28 protein-coding genes are annotated in these 21,236 nt (G+C 43.3%); 15 read left to right on the top strand and 13 right to left on the bottom strand.

The genetic code is table 11. From position 1 onward, the window contains the following. Positions 1-33 precede the first annotated feature (33 nt). The 9 genes from fbp to ACIM339_RS07820 all read left to right on the top strand — a co-directional run bounded on the left by fbp (position 34) and on the right by ACIM339_RS07820 (position 7,427). Positions 34-1,146, top strand: a complete 1,113-nt coding sequence (fbp, locus tag ACIM339_RS02975; RefSeq protein ID WP_015283124.1) for a fructose-1,6-bisphosphate aldolase/phosphatase — start codon at positions 34-36, stop codon at positions 1,144-1,146. 68 nt (positions 1,147-1,214) lie between these two features. Then, positions 1,215-1,646, top strand: a complete 432-nt coding sequence (locus ACIM339_RS02970) for a ferrous iron transport protein A (protein ID WP_015283123.1) — start codon at positions 1,215-1,217, stop codon at positions 1,644-1,646. 4 nt (positions 1,647-1,650) lie between these two features. Then, entirely contained in the window at positions 1,651-3,645 is a 1,995-nt protein-coding gene (feoB, locus tag ACIM339_RS02965; protein WP_015283122.1) for a ferrous iron transport protein B, read from the top strand. Between the two features lie 2 nt (positions 3,646-3,647). Beyond that, positions 3,648-4,076, top strand: coding sequence for a hypothetical protein (locus ACIM339_RS02960; protein ID WP_015283121.1), 429 nt, complete (start codon positions 3,648-3,650; stop codon positions 4,074-4,076). Next, complete coding sequence (locus tag ACIM339_RS02955) at positions 4,073-4,324, top strand: winged helix DNA-binding protein (RefSeq protein ID WP_015283120.1); 252 nt, start codon at positions 4,073-4,075, stop codon at positions 4,322-4,324. The genes ACIM339_RS02960 and ACIM339_RS02955 overlap by 4 nt, the downstream gene beginning before the upstream one ends. A 26-nt stretch (positions 4,325-4,350) precedes the next feature. Continuing rightward, complete coding sequence (locus ACIM339_RS02950; RefSeq protein WP_015283119.1) at positions 4,351-4,857, top strand: metallophosphoesterase; 507 nt, start codon at positions 4,351-4,353, stop codon at positions 4,855-4,857. A gap of 47 nt (positions 4,858-4,904) precedes the next feature. Beyond that, complete coding sequence (locus ACIM339_RS02945; protein ID WP_015283118.1) at positions 4,905-5,747, top strand: DUF835 domain-containing protein; 843 nt, start codon at positions 4,905-4,907, stop codon at positions 5,745-5,747. A 6-nt stretch (positions 5,748-5,753) separates the two neighbouring features. Next, positions 5,754-7,079 (top strand): gas vesicle protein GvpD P-loop domain-containing protein, encoded by a 1,326-nt coding sequence (locus ACIM339_RS02940; protein WP_015283117.1) that lies wholly within the window; start codon positions 5,754-5,756, stop codon positions 7,077-7,079. Positions 7,080-7,085: 6 nt separating this feature from the next. Next, complete coding sequence (locus ACIM339_RS07820; protein ID WP_015283116.1) at positions 7,086-7,427, top strand: helix-turn-helix domain-containing protein; 342 nt, start codon at positions 7,086-7,088, stop codon at positions 7,425-7,427. Here ACIM339_RS07820 and ACIM339_RS02935 read toward each other — a convergent pair. Beyond that, entirely contained in the window at positions 7,322-7,903 is a 582-nt protein-coding gene (locus ACIM339_RS02935; RefSeq protein WP_015283115.1) for a hypothetical protein, read from the bottom strand. The two genes, ACIM339_RS07820 and ACIM339_RS02935, sit on opposite strands and share 106 nt — an antisense overlap. 126 nt (positions 7,904-8,029) lie before the next feature. Between ACIM339_RS02935 and ACIM339_RS02930 the strand changes: the two genes are divergently transcribed. From ACIM339_RS02930 to ACIM339_RS02920, 3 genes are read left to right on the top strand one after another with little or no spacing between them, the layout of a single operon-like run. Continuing rightward, positions 8,030-8,368, top strand: coding sequence for a winged helix-turn-helix domain-containing protein (locus ACIM339_RS02930; protein ID WP_015283114.1), 339 nt, complete (start codon positions 8,030-8,032; stop codon positions 8,366-8,368). A 2-nt stretch (positions 8,369-8,370) separates the two neighbouring features. Beyond that, complete coding sequence (locus ACIM339_RS02925) at positions 8,371-8,940, top strand: hypothetical protein (RefSeq protein ID WP_048103995.1); 570 nt, start codon at positions 8,371-8,373, stop codon at positions 8,938-8,940. Then, complete coding sequence (locus ACIM339_RS02920) at positions 8,930-9,604, top strand: ATPase domain-containing protein (RefSeq protein WP_015283112.1); 675 nt, start codon at positions 8,930-8,932, stop codon at positions 9,602-9,604. The genes ACIM339_RS02925 and ACIM339_RS02920 overlap by 11 nt, the downstream gene beginning before the upstream one ends. On the opposite strand, the gene purC is transcribed toward ACIM339_RS02920, so the two are convergent. The 3 genes from purC to ACIM339_RS02910 are packed head-to-tail and all read right to left on the bottom strand — an operon-like array spanning position 9,587 to position 11,066. After that, complete coding sequence (gene purC, locus ACIM339_RS02915; RefSeq protein WP_015283111.1) at positions 9,587-10,483, bottom strand: phosphoribosylaminoimidazolesuccinocarboxamide synthase; 897 nt, start codon at positions 10,481-10,483, stop codon at positions 9,587-9,589. The genes ACIM339_RS02920 and purC overlap by 18 nt on opposite strands. A gap of 29 nt (positions 10,484-10,512) precedes the next feature. Next, positions 10,513-10,668, bottom strand: a complete 156-nt coding sequence (locus ACIM339_RS07970) for a hypothetical protein (RefSeq protein WP_015283110.1) — start codon at positions 10,666-10,668, stop codon at positions 10,513-10,515. A gap of 14 nt (positions 10,669-10,682) precedes the next feature. After that, entirely contained in the window at positions 10,683-11,066 is a 384-nt protein-coding gene (locus tag ACIM339_RS02910; RefSeq protein WP_015283109.1) for a DUF4064 domain-containing protein, read from the bottom strand. Between the two features lie 89 nt (positions 11,067-11,155). Between ACIM339_RS02910 and ACIM339_RS02905 the strand changes: the two genes are divergently transcribed. Then, the gene (locus ACIM339_RS02905; RefSeq protein WP_015283108.1) at positions 11,156-13,687 is read left to right on the top strand and encodes an AAA family ATPase; all 2,532 of its coding nucleotides are present in this window, start codon (positions 11,156-11,158) and stop codon (positions 13,685-13,687) included. On the opposite strand, the gene ACIM339_RS02900 is transcribed toward ACIM339_RS02905, so the two are convergent. Continuing rightward, a complete protein-coding gene (locus ACIM339_RS02900) occupies positions 13,688-13,918 on the bottom strand; it encodes a hypothetical protein (protein ID WP_015283107.1) in 231 nt (76 codons plus the stop codon). 155 nt (positions 13,919-14,073) lie between these two features. On the opposite strand from ACIM339_RS02900, the gene ACIM339_RS02895 reads away from it, so the two are divergent. After that, the gene (locus tag ACIM339_RS02895; RefSeq protein ID WP_015283106.1) at positions 14,074-14,412 is read left to right on the top strand and encodes a response regulator; all 339 of its coding nucleotides are present in this window, start codon (positions 14,074-14,076) and stop codon (positions 14,410-14,412) included. A gap of 154 nt (positions 14,413-14,566) precedes the next feature. Here the strand turns inward: ACIM339_RS02895 and ACIM339_RS02890 are convergent, their stop codons facing one another. From ACIM339_RS02890 to tmk, 7 genes are read right to left on the bottom strand one after another with little or no spacing between them, the layout of a single operon-like run. Next, positions 14,567-14,827: a KEOPS complex subunit Pcc1 gene (locus tag ACIM339_RS02890; protein WP_015283105.1), complete on the bottom strand. Its 261-nt coding sequence runs from the start codon at positions 14,825-14,827 to the stop codon at positions 14,567-14,569. Beyond that, positions 14,782-15,711 (bottom strand): 3'-5' exoribonuclease YhaM family protein, encoded by a 930-nt coding sequence (locus ACIM339_RS02885; RefSeq protein WP_015283104.1) that lies wholly within the window; start codon positions 15,709-15,711, stop codon positions 14,782-14,784. Before ACIM339_RS02885 ends, ACIM339_RS02890 begins: the two co-directional genes overlap by 46 nt. Before the next feature lie 45 nt (positions 15,712-15,756). After that, entirely contained in the window at positions 15,757-16,845 is a 1,089-nt protein-coding gene (locus ACIM339_RS02880; RefSeq protein ID WP_015283103.1) for a Xaa-Pro peptidase family protein, read from the bottom strand. Between the two features lie 23 nt (positions 16,846-16,868). After that, on the bottom strand, positions 16,869-17,444 hold the full coding sequence (locus ACIM339_RS02875; RefSeq protein WP_015283102.1) for a DUF998 domain-containing protein: 576 nt from the start codon (positions 17,442-17,444) through the stop codon (positions 16,869-16,871). A 20-nt stretch (positions 17,445-17,464) separates the two neighbouring features. Continuing rightward, the gene (locus ACIM339_RS02870) at positions 17,465-17,830 is read right to left on the bottom strand and encodes a YigZ family protein (RefSeq protein WP_015283101.1); all 366 of its coding nucleotides are present in this window, start codon (positions 17,828-17,830) and stop codon (positions 17,465-17,467) included. Further along, positions 17,827-18,744, bottom strand: coding sequence for an endonuclease V (locus tag ACIM339_RS02865; RefSeq protein WP_015283100.1), 918 nt, complete (start codon positions 18,742-18,744; stop codon positions 17,827-17,829). Before ACIM339_RS02865 ends, ACIM339_RS02870 begins: the two co-directional genes overlap by 4 nt. Positions 18,745-18,762: 18 nt before the next feature. After that, on the bottom strand, positions 18,763-19,374 hold the full coding sequence (gene tmk / locus ACIM339_RS02860; protein WP_337954346.1) for a dTMP kinase: 612 nt from the start codon (positions 19,372-19,374) through the stop codon (positions 18,763-18,765). A 48-nt stretch (positions 19,375-19,422) separates the two neighbouring features. Between tmk and hxlA the strand changes: the two genes are divergently transcribed. Continuing rightward, positions 19,423-20,703: a 3-hexulose-6-phosphate synthase gene (gene hxlA / locus ACIM339_RS02855; protein WP_015283098.1), complete on the top strand. Its 1,281-nt coding sequence runs from the start codon at positions 19,423-19,425 to the stop codon at positions 20,701-20,703. Here the strand turns inward: hxlA and ACIM339_RS02850 are convergent, their stop codons facing one another. After that, positions 20,704-21,225 (bottom strand): ferritin family protein, encoded by a 522-nt coding sequence (locus ACIM339_RS02850; protein ID WP_337954345.1) that lies wholly within the window; start codon positions 21,223-21,225, stop codon positions 20,704-20,706. Positions 21,226-21,236 lie beyond the last annotated feature (11 nt).

The following is a 21,236-nucleotide window of genomic DNA, read 5'->3' as shown; positions in this document are numbered from 1 at the left end:
AATCCGTTGCGATGATTTAGGCACGGTGATAAGATGAGCAAGATAACAATTAGTTTGATAAAGGCGGATGTCGGGGGCTGGCCCGGACATTCCACGGTGCATCCGGATCTGATTGAGACGGCAAAGGAGACCTTGCAGAAGGCAAAGGATGAACACATACTGGAGGATTTCCATGTAACAGGTGTGGGAGATGATCTCCAGCTCATAATGACACATCGCAAGGGTGTGGATAGTGAGGAGATTCACAAACTCGCCTGGAACACTTTTGAGAAGGCAACGGCCGTTGCCAAGGAACTCAAACTATACGGTGCAGGCCAGGATCTGCTCAAGGACGCGTTCAGCGGAAACATACGCGGCATGGGGCCGGGAATAGCGGAGATGGAGATAACAGAGAGGAAGAGCGAACCCATAGTGGCATTTATGATGGATAAAACGGAGCCGGGAGCGTTTAACCTGCCCATATATCGCATATTTGGAGATCCTTTCAACACCGCCGGGCTCGTGATAGATCCCAGTATGCACGATGGCTTTACCTTTGAAGTCTGGGACATAATGGAGCACAAGAAGGTCCTGCTTCACACCCCCGCGGAGATGTATGACCTTCTCGCATTGATTGGAGCCAAGAGCAGGTATGTCATCAAAAGAGTTTATGCTACAGAGACCAATCCCAAGGTAAAGGGTGAGGTTGTGGCCGTGGTTAGCACGGAGAAACTGTACCAGATTGCAGGAGAGTACGTGGGTAAGGATGATCCCGTCGCACTTGTACGAGCGCAGAGCGGGTGCCCAGCTCTGGGTGAGGTCCTAGAGCCATTCGCATTCCCCCACCTTGTATCAGGATGGATGCGCGGCTCACATAACGGTCCACTGATGCCTGTGAGCATAAAGCAGGCACACTGCACCAGATTTGATGGTCCGCCGAGAGTGGCGGCCCTCGGATTCCAGGTAGCCAATGGAAAACTTGTGGGTCCCGTGGATCTATTTGACGACCCCGCCTTCGATCGTGCCAGGGAAACTGCTGAATACATAGCGGATTATATGCGCCGCCACGGCCCATTTGAGCCACATCGCCTCCCTCTGGAGGACATGGAGTACACTACGCTTCCAAAGGTGCTGAAGAAACTGCAGGATAGGTTTGAATCTCTCTGATCCCTTTTATTTTTGATTACCCGAATCTGTTTAATTAAGTTTAAATATGTTCTCCCTATCCTTAACCCGTGAAACTCAGTGAACTGAAACCCGGGGAAACAGGCGTTGTTACCAAGGTTGGCGGTTACGGTGCAATACACCGCAGGCTGCTATCCATGGGCATACTCCCCGGCACGGTGATCAGAGTTGCCCGGTATTCACCCTTTGGAGATCCAATTGAATGTGAGGTTAGGGGCGTTTTCGTATCCCTGAGGAAGAGTGAGGCGGACTATATAGAGATAGATAGAATTGTACCCCTTCATCTTATACCCATGGGGAAGAGAGTGCGAGTGGTCACTCTGGATGGAGGCATGGGGTTCATAAGGAACATGGCCAGAATTGGAATATCCCCCGGCAAAATGGTGGAGATTTTGAAACCCTGCTGCCCCATGGTCGTGAGAACCGATGTGGGAGAGTTCTACGTTGGGAGGGGAGAGGCGTACAGAATTTATGTGAGGTGATTCTGTGCTCATAGCCCTGGCAGGGAACCCCAATACGGGAAAAACGAGTTTGTTCAACGCTATTACCGGGGCGCATCAGCACATAGGCAACTGGCCGGGAGTGACCGTGGAAAAAAAGGAGGGCACCGTGACATTTGAGGGAGAGAAAATAACCATTGTGGACCTGCCGGGAACGTATTCCCTCACGGCATACTCCCTTGAAGAAATCATAACCAGAAATTTCATACTTGATGAGCAACCGGATGTTGTAATAGACGTGATTGATGCCACCAATCTGGAGAGAAATTTCTACCTCCTCACAGAACTCATGGAACTCACAAACAGAATCGTTGTGGCACTCAACATGTTTGATGAGGCAAAGAGGAAGTACAAACTGGATGTGAACAAAATAGAGTCCCTTCTGGGGCTTCCTGTGGTACCCACCGTGGCAATAAAGGGACAGGGCGTTAAAGAACTTCTGCATCAGGCCCTCCACGGCAGTTTTGCTGCGAAAAAAATTTACTATCCCGAGGATGTGGAGCGGAGAATCGGAATCTTGGAGGAAAAATTGAAGGATCTGGATTTGAATAACCCAAGATGGCATGCAATAAAACTGATAGAGAACGATGTGGAGGTGCGCAAAAAAATTGCAAGCCTTGGAAGGAGAGATCTCCTGCACCTTGCAGAGCATTTGAGACACGAAATTGAGGACATTTACGGGGATGACATAGAAACTTTGATGGCATCCTTCAGGTATTCCTTTGCCCACGGTCTGTTTCACGAGGTAGCCGTTCCCATAAATGTGGGTGGCGTGACCATAACCGACATGATTGACCACGTGGTTGCCCACAGGATCTTCGGGCTACCCATATTTCTCGTGATTCTTTACCTCTCGTTTGAGTTTGTGTTCACAGTTGCCGCTCCATTTCAGGACGCCATTGACTTCATATTCAACGGAAAGGATGTTGCCAGCGGCCATATAAACGGACTCATTGACATATCATACAACTGGATGGCTTCCTTCATGCCATCCTGGGCATCCTCCTTCATAAACTACGGAATGTTCAGGGGCCTTGCCGCGGTGCTCACATTCACACCCATAATAATGCTCCTGTTCCTCATTTTATCCATCTTGGAGGATTCGGGCTATCTTGCAAGGGTGGCGTTCCTGATGGACAGACTTATGAGGAAAATAGGAATGGAGGGGCGTGGGATCATATCCCTCATGCTGGGTTTTGGCTGCAATGTGCCAGCCGTTATGAGCACCAGAGCACTTAAAAATGAGAGGGAAAGAAAGTTGAGTATTGCACTCAACCCGCTAATTCCCTGTGGTGCACGCATACAGGTTTTTGCATTTCTCACATCCATATTCTTTGAGCGCCACCAGGCACTTGTGCTCTGGTCCCTCCTCCTGCTCTCCATGGTCGTTGTGGCTCTTCTTGGTTACATTTACAGCAAAACGATATTCAAGGGCAGGGCAGAGCCATTCGTGATGGAACTCCCACCATACAGGGTACCCTCAGTGAAGGGGATACTTATTCACATGTGGGAGAAAAGTGAGGGTTTCCTTCGCAAGGCCGGAACAATAATAATAGGGGCTGCAGGGATAATATGGCTCCTGGCCGCACTGCCATGGGGGGTGAAATTTGGGGGACCTGAAAGTTACATTGGCCAATTTGCAAAATTTATGGGTCCCCTGGGCGCACCGTTTGGCATCACCCCCGAGGCCATAATAGCACTGTTCTTCGGATTTTTCGCAAAGGAGGTTGTGATCACCGCTTTTTACTCAATATATCAGACCAAGGCAGCCATGATGGCAGCCATGACTCCCCTTCAGGCCTATTCCCTTCTGGCATTCATCCTGTTCTACACACCCTGCGTTGCCACACTTGCCACAATATACAACGAAACGAGAAGCAAAAAATTCGTTCTTTTCGTGATTGCTGAGGGTTTTGCCCTGGCAATGCTTTTCTCCTTCCTTATTTACAACATCGGCTCTCTTCTGGGGGTGGGCTCTTGAAAATGGAAACAAAGGTACTTTTATCTGTCATATACTCCTCTGCACTTTCAATATTAGCGATCGTACTGGGAATTCTTGAAATTCTATCATTCGTGGGCTTAAAATTATGGAGAGCACCTTCGGATATCATGGGAGGGTTCTCCCTGATTGTGGCTTCTACTCTGATCTTGTATGGAGCAAAGAACACGGTTAAGATGCTATACGATGGGCTCTCCTTCTACATCGTTGGCCTTTCACTTCTCATTGGAATCGGTCTGCTCCAAACACTCATAGTTCTGGCAAATATTCTTGATTATTACATACTCTGCATTGGGGAGTCATGCGCACCATACTCCACGCCACCCCGCCTGGAAGTTTACATGTTCTTCCTCGCCCTGCTTGGGCTTTATCCGTTCTTCGTGCGGTGGCATTTCAGGAGGAAAGAGCCATGATCAAGGAGGTGCTCAGGGGCATAGATTCTGGAAAAACTCTTGCAGAGATTGCAGAGGAACTCAATATGGAATATTCCGCCCTCCTTGGAATGGTTGAACATCTTGAGAAGATGGGTTATCTACATTCATCGGAGCGCAGCGGTGATATGCTTCTCATGTGCAAAACCTGCGCCCTTTACAGGGTGTGTTCAAAGCACGGGCCAAAAATTTATTATCTCACTGAGAAGGGAAAGAGGGCAATAAAATAATTAAGCATGTTTGCCTTTTTCAGATTATGAAGATAGGGATAATAAGCGATACCCACGACAATATTGAGTCTGCAAAAAGGGCGGCCACCATATTCAGGGAGGAGAAAGTGGATTACGTATTCCATCTGGGTGACTTTGTGGCACCTTTCACCCTAAGAATATTTGAAGGTTTAAAACTCTACGGGGTTTTTGGAAACAACGATGGGGAGAGGTTGCTTCTTTCCAAAGTTGCGGGGGAGTTGGATTTTGTAATTTCAGAGGCTCCTTTTGAGATGGATGTTGAGAGAAAGAAATTCCTGCTTTTGCACGGGTGGGGCAGTGTTGATAGAACAAGGAGCATCGTTGATTCTTTCGCAAAATCTGGAAACTACAATTTTGTACTCTATGGCCACACCCACAGGAGGGATCTGAGAAAAATAGGAAATACAAGAATAATAAATCCTGGAGAAGCGTGCGGATATTTGACAGGCACGAAGAGCATAGCACTCCTGAATCTGGACAATGCTTCCGTGAGATTTGTCGTGCTTGATTGATTCCCTTGTACAAAAAATTAAATACGTTTAGGGAAATAGGGATTTATATGGACCTACTCTGCTTCCACAGCAGTGCCGATGTGCGGAATAAAATCTCCATGCATTTGAAAAATATGGATTTCAAATTCAGATGCTATGATGTTAAACCTTACAAGGATATAATTTCTCTTCATAAAAAATACAACCCCTCCATAATTCTAACTGAACTCCACAGCGAGAATATTGAAATCCTGGAAGAAGATATGTTCGTGGTACCCCTGGTTAGGCACGTTAACAGGTCTCTTATAACAAAGTATGCAAACAGGGATTTTATAATAATTGATGAAAGCCTTGCTAATTTCAAAACCATTTTTATGGGAATTCTCATCTCGCACAGGGATAAGAGAAGTGTAAGTAAACTGTTGAGGTTAAAAAGGATTGCAAAAAACATGATTTACGCTTACGGCTTTGAATGGGGAAAGACCTTCATTGTGCGAAGAGAGTTTGAGAGAAAAATCTACGACATCATTCCAAAATTTATGACAGGTAACATAAATCTCTTCATGGCACTGAGAAACCTTGCTAATGCTCCCAAAATCAGAGGTGCTAAGGTTGTATGGGTCACAGATATCGTGGGCAAAGACAGAATAAAGCCCCACAACCTGACCATTCTGACGGATAGCATAATAAGGTTCATTGAAGAGAATGAAAATGCCATAGTTCTTGTGGACTGCGTGGAGTATCTCCTCCTATATAACGATTTCATCAATGTGCTCAGAAACATAGAACTCATAAACAGTTATGTGATGGAGAAGAATGCAATCCTCATTATCATAACTGATAATAATGCCTATACAAACAAGGAGTATTCTTTATTAAGGAGATATGCAATAGAGTGGTCAGGAGAGTGATTAAAAATGATCCCCGAGGAGATCGTGAGATTCTTTCAAAATGGAGGAGGACACTCTTTGCTGATAAAGGGTGAGCCGGGAAGCGGAAAAACAACCTTTGCTCTTGAGATTCTGAACCAGCTTAAAGGAGATTTTGAAATTCACTACATATCCTCACGGGTTGCTGATGATGTTCTATTCATGCAGTTCCCATGGCTGAAAGAGGTGCTGAACAAAAAGGTTGAAACAAAGAAGAGGAAAATTTCCAGAGCCGAACTATCAAAATTGGAAGGTTTAATAGAAGAAGGTATGATTGAGGAAAGGGCTAAAATTCTGGAGAACGAGGCGTTCATAGAAGTTGGCTCAATGATGCCCGAAATAGATGAAATCTATGATTTTGTGGAGAGCATTCATCCAAAGAGGGCCCTAGTGTGCGTGGATTCCATAGATGGCTTGAGCGAGAAGTACGGTGTGCCTGCAGAGAAACTTCTTTACACCCTGCAAAAGGACCTTGTGGAGGGGGGATTTGCAAACATAATATTTGTTTTAGAAAGTTCCTCCTTCGAGAACATAGAGTACCTGGGCGATGGGGTTATAAGTTTGCACCATGAACCCTGGGATTCATCGTGGAAGAGGTATATGATCATAAAGAAACTCCGGGGCTCCCCCATTAAGAGGTCAAAATACATATACACCCTTCACGGGGGGCATCTTCGAGTTCTCAACTATGAGAACTTCTCCCTTGATTCCGTGGATGGTATTGATGGCGCAGAACTTGAGAAATACCTGGATTCCCTGAAATCATCCTCCCTTAATTTCATAATTTCTCCAAATTTCCCCGTGGAGCTCATACAACTTCTAATTCTCACAATGGTAAAGAAAAATGACAAGAACACCCTGATTGTACCCCCCATAACCTATCCAGGATTTACTCTCAAAAAGCATGCGGATAAGTTTACAAAAGGCAGGGTGAAAATCGCAGGATTTGGCAAGGAGAACGCAGATATAATTCTTGAAGGCAGAGACATGCTCATTGAACTCTCCCCAGACATCATAGAGTATCATGTGGGGAGTAACTCTTTGGCAATAATAAGCATTGATGCGCTGAAGAGTATGTACAGAGAACTGACAGATTTGCCCCGCCTAATTGAGACCACTAAGATGAAGCACAGGGTCATTCTTCTAACACCCAGCAAGGTGGAAAATGATACAACCCATCTGGGCGTTGAGAGAAACGTGTACCTGGAGAATATGGACGGTATACCCGTGATCAAGGATTCCAATTCCGTGATGGCCCTAATCACAAGGGTGGAGAAAAAGAGATTGCTCGTTGAGATGGTACCCCTTATGTGAGGGGTGATGAGAATCGTAGAGGATAACACCTATGCCTGGGACGTGCTTCGACATCTCTCCGACCCATACTCTGTGAGAATTCTAAGAGCCACGTTGCACAGGCCTCTGGATGCAATAACCCTAAGCAATACGCTGGGCATACCCATAGCAGTGTGTTACAGAAGGCTTAGAGAACTTGAGCGTCTGAAACTGATAGAGGCTGTGGGAAGAAAATTGACACAGAAGGGTAAATGGATTACCCTTTACAAAGCCCGCATAAAGGACGCCACCGTAGTTATGAAAGAGGGGAAATTGTACCTGCGAATTTCCTTCCGCTGGGGGGATGAGCAGGAACTGGAAGTGGAGTAGTACTTTCTGCTTATGTAGTACAGCAGCCCGAAAATGGCAAATAGGGCAATGGCGCTGAGCAGTGTTGCGTTGATACCGTAAACCGTTGTTCTAAATGTGTACCACTGCGGTGTCAGGGGATAAAATATGGCAAGACTATCTCCCTCAAGAACGGCGTCCGAGAAGAAGTGGGTCAGATTTATCCCCAGTATGGTGAGAAACAGAGGCATATGCCTCCCCTTAGCATCAAAGATATATTCAAAGAGAATTAGGGCGAGGGGAATCTGCAGGAAGAATATCATATTGTGTGTTATATCCTTGTTTACGAGGTGTGCTCCATCGGTGATCGCTTCCATAATGATTGAGAGTATGAGTGCTCCATAAATCTTGCCCCTCCTCTTTGGCAGGATTATAATACCGGCTAAGAATCCAAGGAGAATGTGCCACATTATGTTACCGACAGAGGTTTCCAAGAGGAAGTATGATAGTACATTCATATTTGCAACTTGGCTGGATTATTTAAAAAATATATGCCGTGAAAATCTCAAAAGATTTTTGCGATTGATTTTCATTTGAGATAATCACAATGCAAATTATTTAAAATCCCCCACCATCGTTCAAATATGGATAGTGTTCCCCTGGAGAGGATAGTTAAAATTTTAACGGATGGCTATGCAATAAAGATCCTCGCTGCCACAACCAGAGATGTTAAGAGCGCCATAGATCTGAGTCAGGAACTGAACGTGCCGATTGCTGCCTGCTACAGAAGACTGCATATGCTTGAAAATGCAGGGCTAATCCACGTTCAGGAGAGAACCACTCCAAAGGGTAAGAAGATGAAGTACTATCGTTCAAAGATAAAGCGGGCAAACATACACATTGAGGACAACACGCTAATTGTTGAACTCATATTCTCAAATGGAAACATAAAAAAGTACAGTGGTAAGATTGTGGCTGGATGAAAATGAATCTTGAAGAATCTCTTATCTCGGAGCATCTCGCCACTTTCATGGAGGGAAAAAGTTTTGTGATTGTTAATGTCAAGCCACTTCACCTCACAAAGAGCAATCTCATTCTTATAAAGGCGCTGGCAGATATAGACAAAAAGAGGGGACTAGTTATAACCCTTGAAAGACCCCACCACTATCTCACGTACCTTCTGGGAATACAGGGAATAAATCAGAGAAACATAACCTATGTGGATCTTGCCTATTCAAAAACCAAGAAAATTAAGTTCCCTATAAAAATTACAGGAAAGGAGAGACACCTGATCGGGGGATTTATAAGTGGGGATTCGGTGAATCTAAAGAACTTCGAGTTTGTTATGATTGACAACGTCTCCACAGCCAGAATGTACATGGCAAGGGATTCACTATTCAAATTTGTGCATTACTTTGCAGATACAACAAAAAAGGCGGGTGCTTCATTTATCCTTTCCCTAGATGCATCCAAGGAGGGGGATTTAATAAACTCTCTGAATGATTTTCAATATGAGATCATAAATTTTGAAGAGGTGATGAAAAATGGCTATTAGCCGAACTCCCTCAGGAATAAATGGTCTGGATCCACTGATTGAGGGGGGATTCCCCACACCCTCCGTGATACTCGTTGCCGGTTCAGCAGGATCCGGAAAAACAACCTTTGCATTTCAATTCTTGGTGGAAGGAGCAAAGAGGGGCGAGAGAGGGCTGTACATATCCACGCTCAGCGAGAAAACCGAGTGGATGCTCAGATTCATCTCCCCATACGAGTTCTTCGATCCAAAGTACATCGAGGACGAGACAATAATATACGAGGACATAGGTAAGGAACTTGGCACAATGGACACAATGAAACTCATAATAAAGATAAATGAAATCATTGCAAAATATGTGCCCCAGAGAATAGTCATTGACCCTATAAATGTGGTGGGAAACTTTGTGGAGAATTACAGAGAGTTTCTGTTTGAGTTGGTGACCTTGCTCAAGAACTGGTCAGGTGTTACCCTTCTAACAGGAGAGGTAAAACCCATGGAGAAGTACCCGGAAGATGTGGGTTACACAGCGGATGGAATAATAAGTTTGATAATGCGCACGGAGGATAACGTGATAAAGAGATACATTCAAATTCTGAAAATGAGGGGTACAAACCACAGCATGTCCATACACCCCCTTGAAATAACAAACAAGGGCATATCCGTTTTAAAGGCCCAGTTCTAATTTTCTTCCCGTTATTCTCTCATGCATTTCCAAGTAGAGTTTTGATGTGCGCTCCACCAATTCTTGGGGCAAGGGAGGAATCGGTGGCTCTTCCCTGCCCTCTTCCCTGGCCTTTTTCAGGGCCTCATAGTATCCTGAAACCCGGTAGTACTGCCTCACAAACTCCTTACTCAACTGAACAATATTTCCGTTCTCATACTCTTTCCTATCCCACCACCGATCCTCATCCATCGTGCCAAAGGTATCAACCACAAAAATTTCCCTTTCGCTGTTCAGAGCGAATTCCTTCTTCCCATCCACGTGGATCAGGCCCCTTTTTCTTACCTCCCTGTCAATCATGGAATCTATTTTCAATATGATTTGATGTATCTCCTCAATTTCATCTCTACTTAGTCCCCCAATTTTCATGGCCTCTTGCACAGAGACCTTGCGATCGTACTCCTCAAATTTTGTGGTTATCTCAAAAATTGGATCTGGTAAGGGGGCGCCGTACTCGGGCATGTTTTTAAATCCCAGTTCCTTGTAATTTATTTTTCCGCTCTTTATCCTATCGTAAAGTGAGCCTGCCAGATAGTACCTGGTTATGAACTCAAGAGGGATGAGATAATTCACATCCTCCCTCGTTGGCTTATCCAGAATTTCGAATCTCTGAACAATCATCTCTCTACCATGCGAGGACAGGTAATGATTTTTTATTCCAACATACCTTAATTTTTCAAACCAGAAAGAAGATGTGGAGCAAAGAGTTTCGCCCTTGTGTGGAATTTTAGAAGGTATTATCTTATCGAATACGGATATGTTGTCCGTGAAAACGAATAGAAGGGTTTGAGGGTCTATTGCATATACCTCCTTCACCTTGCCCTTTCTAATGAGTTCCATAAAAAGAGATGGAAAAAGGATATAAAATCTTAGCGATTGGCAATCATCTGTATGTACCCGTAAAGCTGCTTCAAATAATCCTTTATGTCCTTCACATCCTTTTCAAGTACACGCAGGTCAATCTCAATCTTGTTCACTCTATCTTCCAAGTCTCTCAATTTCCTTTCCATATATTCATCACCCATATTGTATCACCCCATTAATCCGGTGGAGGGGGCGGTAGAATTACCGCCTTTTTCTCGGGCCCTTTCCACGTGAGGGCAAGTATACCACCAATTAGGAGGAGGAAGAAAGTCAATACTCCCATAACACTCAGAAACGCAGAAATTATGGCCAGCACACCACCAGTATGCACCTTATCCGGATCCTTCATCATGAAGGCTCCGATGAATCCCAGTACGCCCCCTATTACCGCCTGTATGAGACACACACTTCCATACCAAGCAAGTCTCGGATCAATCATGGAGAACCCCACAACTACATAGATACCAATTACTACGTAAACAAAGCCATATATCATAGAGAGTATTGCCCCAATCAATGTGAGGGCGAATGCTGTGGCAGGATAATCTTCGTTACTCATCCAAAAACACATAACTTTAAGGTAATTAAATTTTTACTTGTTTAAACATGAAAAAAAATTTATACTATTTCCATTCTATTTGTTAATGAATGACGCGGGGGTATCTCAACAATAGGCAGAAAATATTACTTCATTTATCTCAGTATTCAAAAGATATAGATGATATTCTCGCTCCAAAATCGGTTACACAGGACGGTATTGCCAAGGCCATTGGCATAGGTAGAAATAACGTTCCAAGGGAGATCAAAAAACTTATGGTTTCGGGTTTTGTAAGATCTAAAAAATTGCATGTGAATGGGCTAAGAAATAAAAGAACAGTATATTTTCTTACAGAAAGAGGTATGGAAGAATCAAATAAAATAAAAAGGGACTTAAAAAAACTTAAAATAACGGTTATAAAACCGTCGGGTGAGAGAGAACCTATGATTTTAAAGGACGCATGTGATAAATACAATCTATCGTTTATTCAGTGTGCCCTAAATCTTGACAAAAACAAAAATTTAAATTTAATATACCTGAATAAAAAAATAGGTGGCGCATATCACAGCATTGACGAAAACTTAATTCTTAGAGATTTCTATGGAAGAGAGGAGGAATTAAAAATTTTGAGAAATTGGATAAATTCCAATAAGAAAATTCTCCTTATGGCCGGGATTTCAGGTATTGGTAAAACCACACTTTTACTAAAATTCGTTAAAGAATACCTTAAAGATAGGGATGTGTTATTCATAAAAATTGAGAGTTGGGGTGGAGTGGAAAATATAGCACATAAAATATCAAAGTTTTTATCGAAAATAGGTGCTCCAAAAATGGAGCGATATCTAAAACAATTGCCATTCTCAGAGGACAGAAAATATGAGTGGAACAACATATTACTATTGATCAGGGAATCTCTCAAAAATGAAATTTTTATATTCGATAATGTTGAAAACTGTGACGAGAACTCAAAGAATTTTATAAGAAAAATTGTAGATATGGTGGATTCAAGTAAAGATTTTAGAGTAATATTGAGTGGAACCAAAATAGAGGATGTTGTACCCATATCAAAACTTGAGTATGTAGAAGAGATAAAATTAGGAGAGATTGATGAGAGAGATGCATTAAAAATGCTCATTCAAAAGGGATTCTCCAAGGATGATGCCTTAGAGGTTCTATCAAAATATGGAGCAAATCCACTTATACTCAAAATATTGAGCAATGGTAATTATGGAATGGTAAGAAAATTTATATTTGAGGGTATTCTTAAAAGTTTAGACAAGGCAGAGGCTGAAGCTTTGAGTTTCATTTCCGTTTTAAGAAAGAAATTCAAACTGAGTATGCTTCTCCTAAACAACATTGAATATCAAACAATATATTCTCTGATAAACAAAAATATACTTGTTGAAATGGAATATGAGACTCTTTCAACTCATAGAAGCATTAGAAACTTTGTATATGAGCATCTGACAGAGAGAAAGAGAGAGGCCTATCATATTATGGCAGCAAAGTACTACGAAGACAAAGATGTTCTCGAGGCCGTTTATCATTATGCCCGTGCTGGAAAAACTATGAGAGCAACAATGCTCTTAGAAGAAAATTACGAAAAATATCTCTTTAAAAGGGGAGGAGAGATAAGAAAACTTGCCCAGTATATTTTAAACAGATACGATGATCTCACAAAGGAGCAGGAATGGCAACTTTACGGTATAATTGGAGATACATATGATTTTGCTGGTATGTGGGAGGAGGCTTTGGAAAACTACAAAAAAGCAAGATCCCTTTCCCATAAAGGAGATGTTGAATTCAACGCTAAAGTATCTGTGAAAATCGCAGATATTCTTGGTAAAAAGGGAAAATATACAGAGGCTTCAAAAATTATTAAAGAGGTGTTAAAGAAAATAACAAAAATAGAAAATAAAAAGATCATATCACAGGCATATTATGTTCTTGGAATAATCAATATGAAAAAAGGAAACACTGAAGATGCAAAAGAATACATGCTTGAGGCGGTAAAATTCGCAGAGCAGGAATCTGATACTGAAAGTTTGGGATACGCCTATAATGGTCTTGGGATTATAGAGGGATTTAATAAAAATTATGAAAATGCCATAATACTTTTTGAAAAATCGGCAGAATACTTTGAATCCTGCGGCAATCTTCCCGGTCTTGCAAAGGTAAATAAAAATATAGGGCTTGTTTACTACAACCTTTGTGATGATCGTGCAGAAAAATATTTCAGAAAAACAATGAAAATTTCAGAAGAAATTGGAGATAAATGGACCCTGGCCCACTCGTACATTTCAATGGCAAACTGGAATATGTACAAGGAGAAGTTCTTTGAAGTTAAGGTCTATCTCGATAGGGCCCTTAAAATCTTTGAAAAATTAAATGATTTGGAGAATCTGTCTTACACATATAATTCATTGGGTGTTTTCTATGCATACCTTGGAGATAAAGAGAGAGGAAAGGAATTCTTTGATAGGGCCATAAATTTGGCAGCCCAGATTGGAAACAAAAGAGCAATTATAGAAATATCAAAGGACGCTGCAAAATACCTGAGAAAGTATGGATATGCGTATATAGAGGATTATGAGAAAATCGCAAATGGAGAGAAAAAGGTTGTGGCCATTGTAGATCTTTAATTACCAAGCATAGTTATCTGCTGGATGTGGACCTTCGGACGTGGAATACACTATACTCCAAGCATAGTTATCTGCTGGATGTGGACCACTGGGGGCCGGGTTTCCACCTGAACTTCCTACGGTAGTTGTGTTTGTGTGAATCTGGGTATGCATGCCGAGCATTCCAACGCCAATGAGGCCAGCCACTATCACCAATCCCAACACAATCTTCCAGTTCATTTTTCTCACCATTTTAATTTTCAGGCCAGTTCGTATATTAAGGATTTGAGAGCATCCTCTAATTATATAATGTTCACAGCAAAATGGGAAAAACTCAAAGCAAAGTGAGAGTGAAATGAGCATGCTCACTACAATCTTTAAATACAAATAAGTAAATTTTGAATCCGATGAGAGTGCTGGTGGTTGATGATAGTAGAGAATTGGTAAAACTTATTAAAATTTCGCTAAAAAGGGTCGGGATAGAAGACGTTGATGGAGCCTATAATTTTGAAGAAGGGCTTAGTAAAATCCAAAAAAATGATTACGATGTGTACATAATAGATTATCACATTTCTTTCGCAAATGGACTTGAACTTGCAAATATTGCTAAAGAGAAAGGAAAAGTAATAATAATGACCGGAGACCCGGATTTTAAAAGCAAACAATTTATGGTTTTCTACAAACCCTTTAATCTTTTAAGTTTTACTGAATATGTCCGCTCACTACAGCAATCCCGAAACCCATAATATATTCCCCATTTCCCACAGGGCAATCTTTGACAAAATATCAGCATAATCTGTGCAATATCAATTCATCCTGCCATATTCTATCCATTTCTATGTGGGTTTTTTCTCAGTAATAATTATATGGGTATGGTAGCCCCTCCCATATACACGAAGATCATACCGTACGATAGGCCTCCTCGGCGACGATAATGCATGCAAGCAAATCATCCAGTGTATGAAGAAGTTTTGAAGCACTGGTAGATCGGGCTTCGCAGGATATCATACTTCCATTTAAAGAGCAGTGCACGTACTGATAATTGTCAACTCTTATGCTCTCAAATACGGCCCTCGCCATATCATCGCTATCGTATTGAATCAGAATTTTTCCGCCTATCCAGTGTATATCTCCCGACCCATTCTGCGGGAGTACTGCCACTCTTCATCACCCCCATCAAATTCCTTGAGTGATAGGTCAATCATATCCGCATAAAAAAGTATGTACGCTTCCTTGGTCCTTATTCTCTGGGGCACGTTGTCCACAATGGGCGAGTGGTGAGATATTATGGCATGGAGAAGTTTATCCCGCACCTCTCTTGGAAAATCCACAATCTCCTTTATTTTAGATTCCACAAGGTTAAACCCGATAACCGTGTGGCCCAGAAGTTTTGCACTATCTCTCTGTCTTATGGTTGTGTCTATCTCATAGGATTCTATTTTCCCAATATCATGGAGCAGTGCCGCCGCGAGCATAAAATCTCTATCCACTTTGTAAATATCCGCGAGCCTTTCACATATTTTCGTAACATTAAGGGTGTGCTCTGCCAGCCCACCAATGTAAGCGTAGATTTCATAGGAGGACCGGGGAGCCTCTTTAAATTTCTCAACAAACTGCTCATCGGAAAAGAAAGAATCCAGAAGTCTGGAAAGGTGTGGGCTCTCCACCATATCCACATAGGCAAATATATCATTCATTATCTCCTCCACATTGTCAAGTGCGGGAACGAATCTCGTAACATCATAACTATCAATCTTGCGTATGTAATCGTATTCGGCATCCACAGATATGGAGGGTTGAGTGTCCTTCTGATATGTCCCCTGAACTTCAACAACATCCCCTTCCTTGATATCCTCGTACAATCTCTCAGTTAATGAATCATCGTTTCCCCAGTACTTGATAAGAACATTTCCCGTTTTATCTCCCGCCTCAAGAACAAAGTATTTACCAAATTTTGAACGGTAATCTCTAAGCCCGAATTTCTTGCGAACAACAAGAACTGTGCTTACATTCTCCCCATCCTCAAACTCGCTGACGTATTTCATATTTTGATATTTCCCTCTCGGTATTATAAGTTTCGCCGAAGAAACTCAGGATACTTCAATCAACTCTTCCTTCTTGGCGGAGGTGAGAACCTCGTGTCCATCCTTGCGAACAACCACATCATCCTCTATACGTACCCCACCAAATCCTGGGATGTATATTCCCGGCTCAACAGTCACAACCATTCCATCCTTAAGGGGCACATCCAGCATGCGCGAAAGCCCCACATGATCATGGACGGCAAGGCCCAGACCATGGCCCGTAGAGTGGGTCATCCTTCCCCTATACTTTGTGGAATCTATGAACTCGTGAACCTTGGCATCCACCTCTTTACCGTTCACTCCCGCCTTTATTAACTCAATGCCCATTCTCTGGGCTTCAAGCACAGTGTAATATATATCCTTCTGCATCTCGGATGCTCTACCAAAAACGAAGGTACGGGTTATGTCCGAGTTGTATCTGTGGTACCTTGCACCAAAATCACAAAGCACGAAATCCCCCCTCTTCAGTTTTCTTGCCCCTGCCGTGTAGTGCGGTTCCGCCGCGTTCTCTCCAAACGCAGCTATTGTGGTAAAGGCAACGTCCTCAGCACCACGTCTTAACATCTCATAAACGATTTTAGCAGCAAGTTCGTACTCACGCATACCCTCATGCAAAAAATCAGGTATGGAATCGGCAACTTCACTGGCTATCTTGGCAGCCTCGCGCATTATATTTATCTCTTCCTCACTCTTTACCTTTCTGGCATCCATTATGGCAGAGGATACGTTTATGTATTCCCTCTCACCCAGAACCTCTTTAATCTTTTCAAAATCCCGAACGGTGAGGGTGTCGAAATTCAATCCAATTCTCTTTGCATCCCCGACGATCTTGCGCAGGAGTTCTTCTCGCTCCTTTCCTGTTCTGAATATATAAACTTCGTTTTTTCCCTTCTTTGCACTGGTCTCTTCAAGAAGTGATGTGAGCACCTTGACATTTTCCGGAGTTACTATGGCATAGGATCCTTCAAATATTCCACCAGCCACAAGTCCTGTGACGTAGAAGAAATTCAGATCCACAACAGGTTCTCCTCTGTTATAAATCACGATAACATCAACTTCCTCCTTTAGATTTTCAAATATCCTGTCCTGATGCATGGGTGAGTATCGCTTGCATCTATTTACAATTTTTCTCTTCTCATATTCCAGAAAATGGTGGTGTAAGACCATATGAACAGGGTTATTGCACCCATGAACTCCGCTATGGCCACCCCCTTGAAGGTTCTCAGTACCCACACGGCAAGAACCCAGGAAATCACGTACAGGGCTATGGAGAACATACCCATTTTGCGGCTGTACCTCAGAAGGAATCCCACACCTCCAACCAGTATGCCAAAGGAGGCGGTGAGGAAAAATGCCCAACTAACGTACCAGTGGGGTGGAGTGCCCTCGGGAAAAACACCTATTAGTGTGAGAAATATCATTCCAAGGAGATAAACATAAATTCCCCACTTTGCAACACCCTCAAATTCTTTTTGCAATCCGTAGGAAAAATAGGTCATTCCAAGACCTCCAATTATGAGACCCGCGCTGAGAACCCAGGGGTAGTTGACCCAGGAATGATATATGTTTCCCAGATCACTTATGGCATTATCGGTTATGCGCCACCACGATGAGTTCAGGTATATTGCTATGCCTATGAACAGAAAACCAATTATTGGAGATATGAGCCCAGAATAGAGGTACTTCCTTTCCATGTGGGGAAATCTGCATCATACTATTTCTTTTTTTCATCGTAGTACTGCATCACACTCTCTCCAGCATCCCTAAATGCCCGGGCCACACCACCAACACCCAATTTTGTTCCTCCAAAAATTCGGGATACCACAAGTGCATGTCTATTTGCATTGTGCTTTTTAAGCACGCTGAGAAGAACCTTGCCAGGATGCCCAACCTCTCCATCATCCTTGAATCTTTCTTCTCCTTCATAAACTGCTGCCCAGCAATGGTGAACAGCCTTCTTGTACATTCTTCTGTGCCTCTTCAAAATATCCTCCACTTCATCAAGGGAATCTATCTCGTAGAGGTGTGCGTAAAATTTGGAGTTTTTGACCTTTATCATTCCTGCAGCGAGTTCTCTCATTTATTATCCCTCCTGAATTCGTTTGCCATCATATGAGCGATTCTAAGTGGCTCTGGATTTTTATACTTCAGGAATTTTTTTACAATGAACTCTGAGGATTTTAATGATACCCTGTGTCCGGGAGAAATATATATGCCACGCTTGATTCCACTTTTTAAATATTTTCCAACAATCCTGCCATCAATCAAAATGTTGCCCCCCTCAACTTTCCCAAGTAGGAGATTTTTTGCAACGCCCATTGTTGGTAAATTGTTTGAAACTCCCACATGCGAGGCAAGGCCAATACCCAAGGGATGTAAGATACCGTTGCCATCAACCATAAGTATGAAATTGTTGCGGGATCTTTTCACAAGAGAGGATATTATCGGCCCCTCCCGGAATGCAAGGTAGGTTGGTATGTAAGGAAAATTCACGATAAATTTATCCTTCACCAACTCCACAATCTCAAAATTCTCGTTCATTATCACCAACGCGCCGTATGCATATCTTCCGCTGTAGGATACGTCAACGCCCCCAACTAGGTCGCAATGGAAATCATCCTCAATTACTATTTTTTCTCTAAGAGCCTTCTGCTCTTCCCTGAGCTTTTTCAGCGGGAAATCAGTTCTGAAATCATCAAAGAAAAACTCTGAAAAATTTTTGATTTTTCCATTTTCAATTTTCACACCCTCTCCCCTTAAAAGTTCCATTTTCCTTTTCACACCCTCCGGGTGCGTGAACCCACCCAAAGAGCCGTCGCTCATAACAACCCGATGACATGGGATGCGTGGAGGATCCGGGTTCTGGGAGAGCATGACTCCGCAGGCCCTGGAAGCTCTAATGTCTCCCAGTGCTCTTGCGAGTGCTCCATATGTGCTTACCCTTCCAGGGGGAATTTGCATAACCAGTTTGTAGAAGTATCCGTACAGGTCCACGCTTGTAATTGGTTTACCCTATATTTTATTTTTGAACATAAGGGGATTCAAAATTCCCACAACATCCTCAAAAACCTTCTCAATCTGCCTGTTGCTATCCACAACATAGAAACCATGGCTTTGCGCCAGCAAATCATATATCTCCTGCACCCTGTTTAAAAATTCCTCCCTCTCAAATTTCTCCCTGAAATCCCTAGTATTTACAAATCCAAGTCCCCTCGCCGGATCTATTTTCAGGAGTATGACCACATCGGGATCCAGGCGCATGGGCTCGTATACCTTGTTGAACCACTCAATGGCATCTTCCAGTCTCAAAATCCCATAAAGCTGGGCACCCTGATAGGCATAGGTGGAATAAACATACCTGTCAGATATGACAACATATCCCTCTTCAATTTTTCTTTTTATTTCCATCACATGCTCTGCCCTGTCCGCGAAGAAAAGAAGCGCCTGGGTGTATGGATTCTTCTCCTCCTCTATGCCCCTTCTAACCGCCTCTCCAAGCCAAGTCTTCGTGGGCTCTTCCGTGAGATACACCTTCTTACCTCTTTCCCCCAAATAATCAGCAAGCATCTTCGCTATTGTACTCTTACCGCTTCCATCTATACCTTCAAGAACTATGAACATCATTCCATAATGGAGGGCAAGTTATTTAACTTTTCAGAGCATTGGTGAATTATGCCGATACTGCAAGTAGCTTTGGATTTTATGATCCTTGATCGTGCCCTAAAGGCGGCAGAGGAAGCAGTGCAGGGCGGTGCGGACTGGCTGGAGGCAGGCACACCTCTGATAAAGAGTGCTGGTATGCAGGCAGTCCGGGAACTGAAGAGAAGATTCAAAAAACCCGTTGTGGCTGACCTCAAAACCATGGATGTTGGTCGAGTTGAGGTGGAGATGGCCGCCAAGAGCGGCGCATCCATAATAACCGTTCTGGCCGTGGCCGATGATCCAACCATTGAGGACGCGATAAAGGCCGCGAGGAAGTACGGAGCAAGTATAATGGTTGATTTGATAAACCATCCCAATCCCGTTGAAAGGGCAAGAGAGGTTGAGAAATTGGGAGCCAATTATCTATGCGTGCATGTGGGTGTTGATCAGCAGATGCTCGGCAAGAATCCCCTGGATATCCTGAAGGAAGTATCCTCTGCTGTGAGCATACCCGTTGCGGCTGCGGGAGGGATAAATAGCGAGACGGCTGCAGATGTGGTTAAAAATGGAGCGGAGATCATCATAGTTGGAGGGGCAATAATAAAGGCCCCTAATGTTGAGGAGGCTACGAGGAAAATAAAGGAGGCCATAACCAAGGGAATAAAAATAGAGAGTGAGTTGTACAAAAAATACAACTTGGAGGAGTTAAGGGATGCATTTATGAAGGTATCCACACCAAATTTGAGCGATGCCATGCATCGCAAGAATGCCATAGGGGACCTCATCAAGCTGGGAGGGGGCAAGGTTGTGGGTCGCGCTGTAACCGTGAAAACAATGGATGGAGACTGGGCAAAGGCAGTGGAAGCAATTGATTACGCGAATCCAGGAGAGGTGATAGTAATAGATGCGGGAGATGGAAACACGGCAGTTTGGGGCGAGCTGGCTACCTGGAGCTGCAAGGTGAAGGGTATTGAAGGTGTGGTCATCTTCGGTGCGGCAAGGGATGTCGATGAAATAAAAAAGATGGATTATCCCGTATTCGCAAGGCACATAGTGCCAAACGCAGGAGAGCCCAAGGGGTTTGGCGAGATCAATGTAGAACTAACAATCAATGGCATTAGAATTCGCCCAGGGGACTGGGTAATCGGGGATGAAAGTGGCATAGTTGTGGTACCAAAGGAGGAGGCTGTAGAAATTGCGAATCGCGCCATTGATGTAATGGAGCATGAAAACAGAATAAGAGAGGAAATAAAGAGGGGAAACACATTATCCTCCGTGATAAAATTGGAGGAGTGGGAAGTGGAGAAATGATCAGAACCGGGAATCCAAGCGCATGAACTCCTCATCGTACATTACGCTTTCAAATTCCACTATTTCCTCGTACTGCTGCTTGAGAATCTTGTAGTGGCCCTCTTCAATCTTTCCCATGTAACGCATTATTCTCTTTATGCGTGCATCTTTCACTATTTCGGCTATGCCCTCGTAGTACTCCTTGGCACTTAACTCTGCCTGCATGGCACCCTCAAGGACCTTGCGAATATCCGTGGTTTCTCCAATCTCCCTGAATATTCTGATCTCGGGAAACTCAGGTATGAAATCCGGGTTCTCCGGTGGCTCGGGTTCTTTGCCGTTGAAAAGGTCCTTGTAAAGTTCAACAAGTATGGCCCGATGCCTATCTTCCTCCTCCGCCAAAGCTTTGAGTTTATTCTTCAGAAACGGATTCTTTGCCTGCTTTGCCACATTCTCATAAACTTCCTTTGCAACCTCTTCGCTCTTTATGCCCAAGAGGATTAAATCCTCCAGACTGTACTTGCTCAAGTCAATCCCTTCCATGGTTGCAGGTA

It is taken from the genome of Aciduliprofundum sp. MAR08-339 (genome assembly GCF_000327505.1).
Classification (GTDB): Archaea; Thermoplasmatota; Thermoplasmata; order Thermoplasmatales; family Aciduliprofundaceae; genus Aciduliprofundum.
Note: the sequence above shows the minus strand (reverse complement) of the source record. Positions and strands in the feature narration are given on the sequence as shown.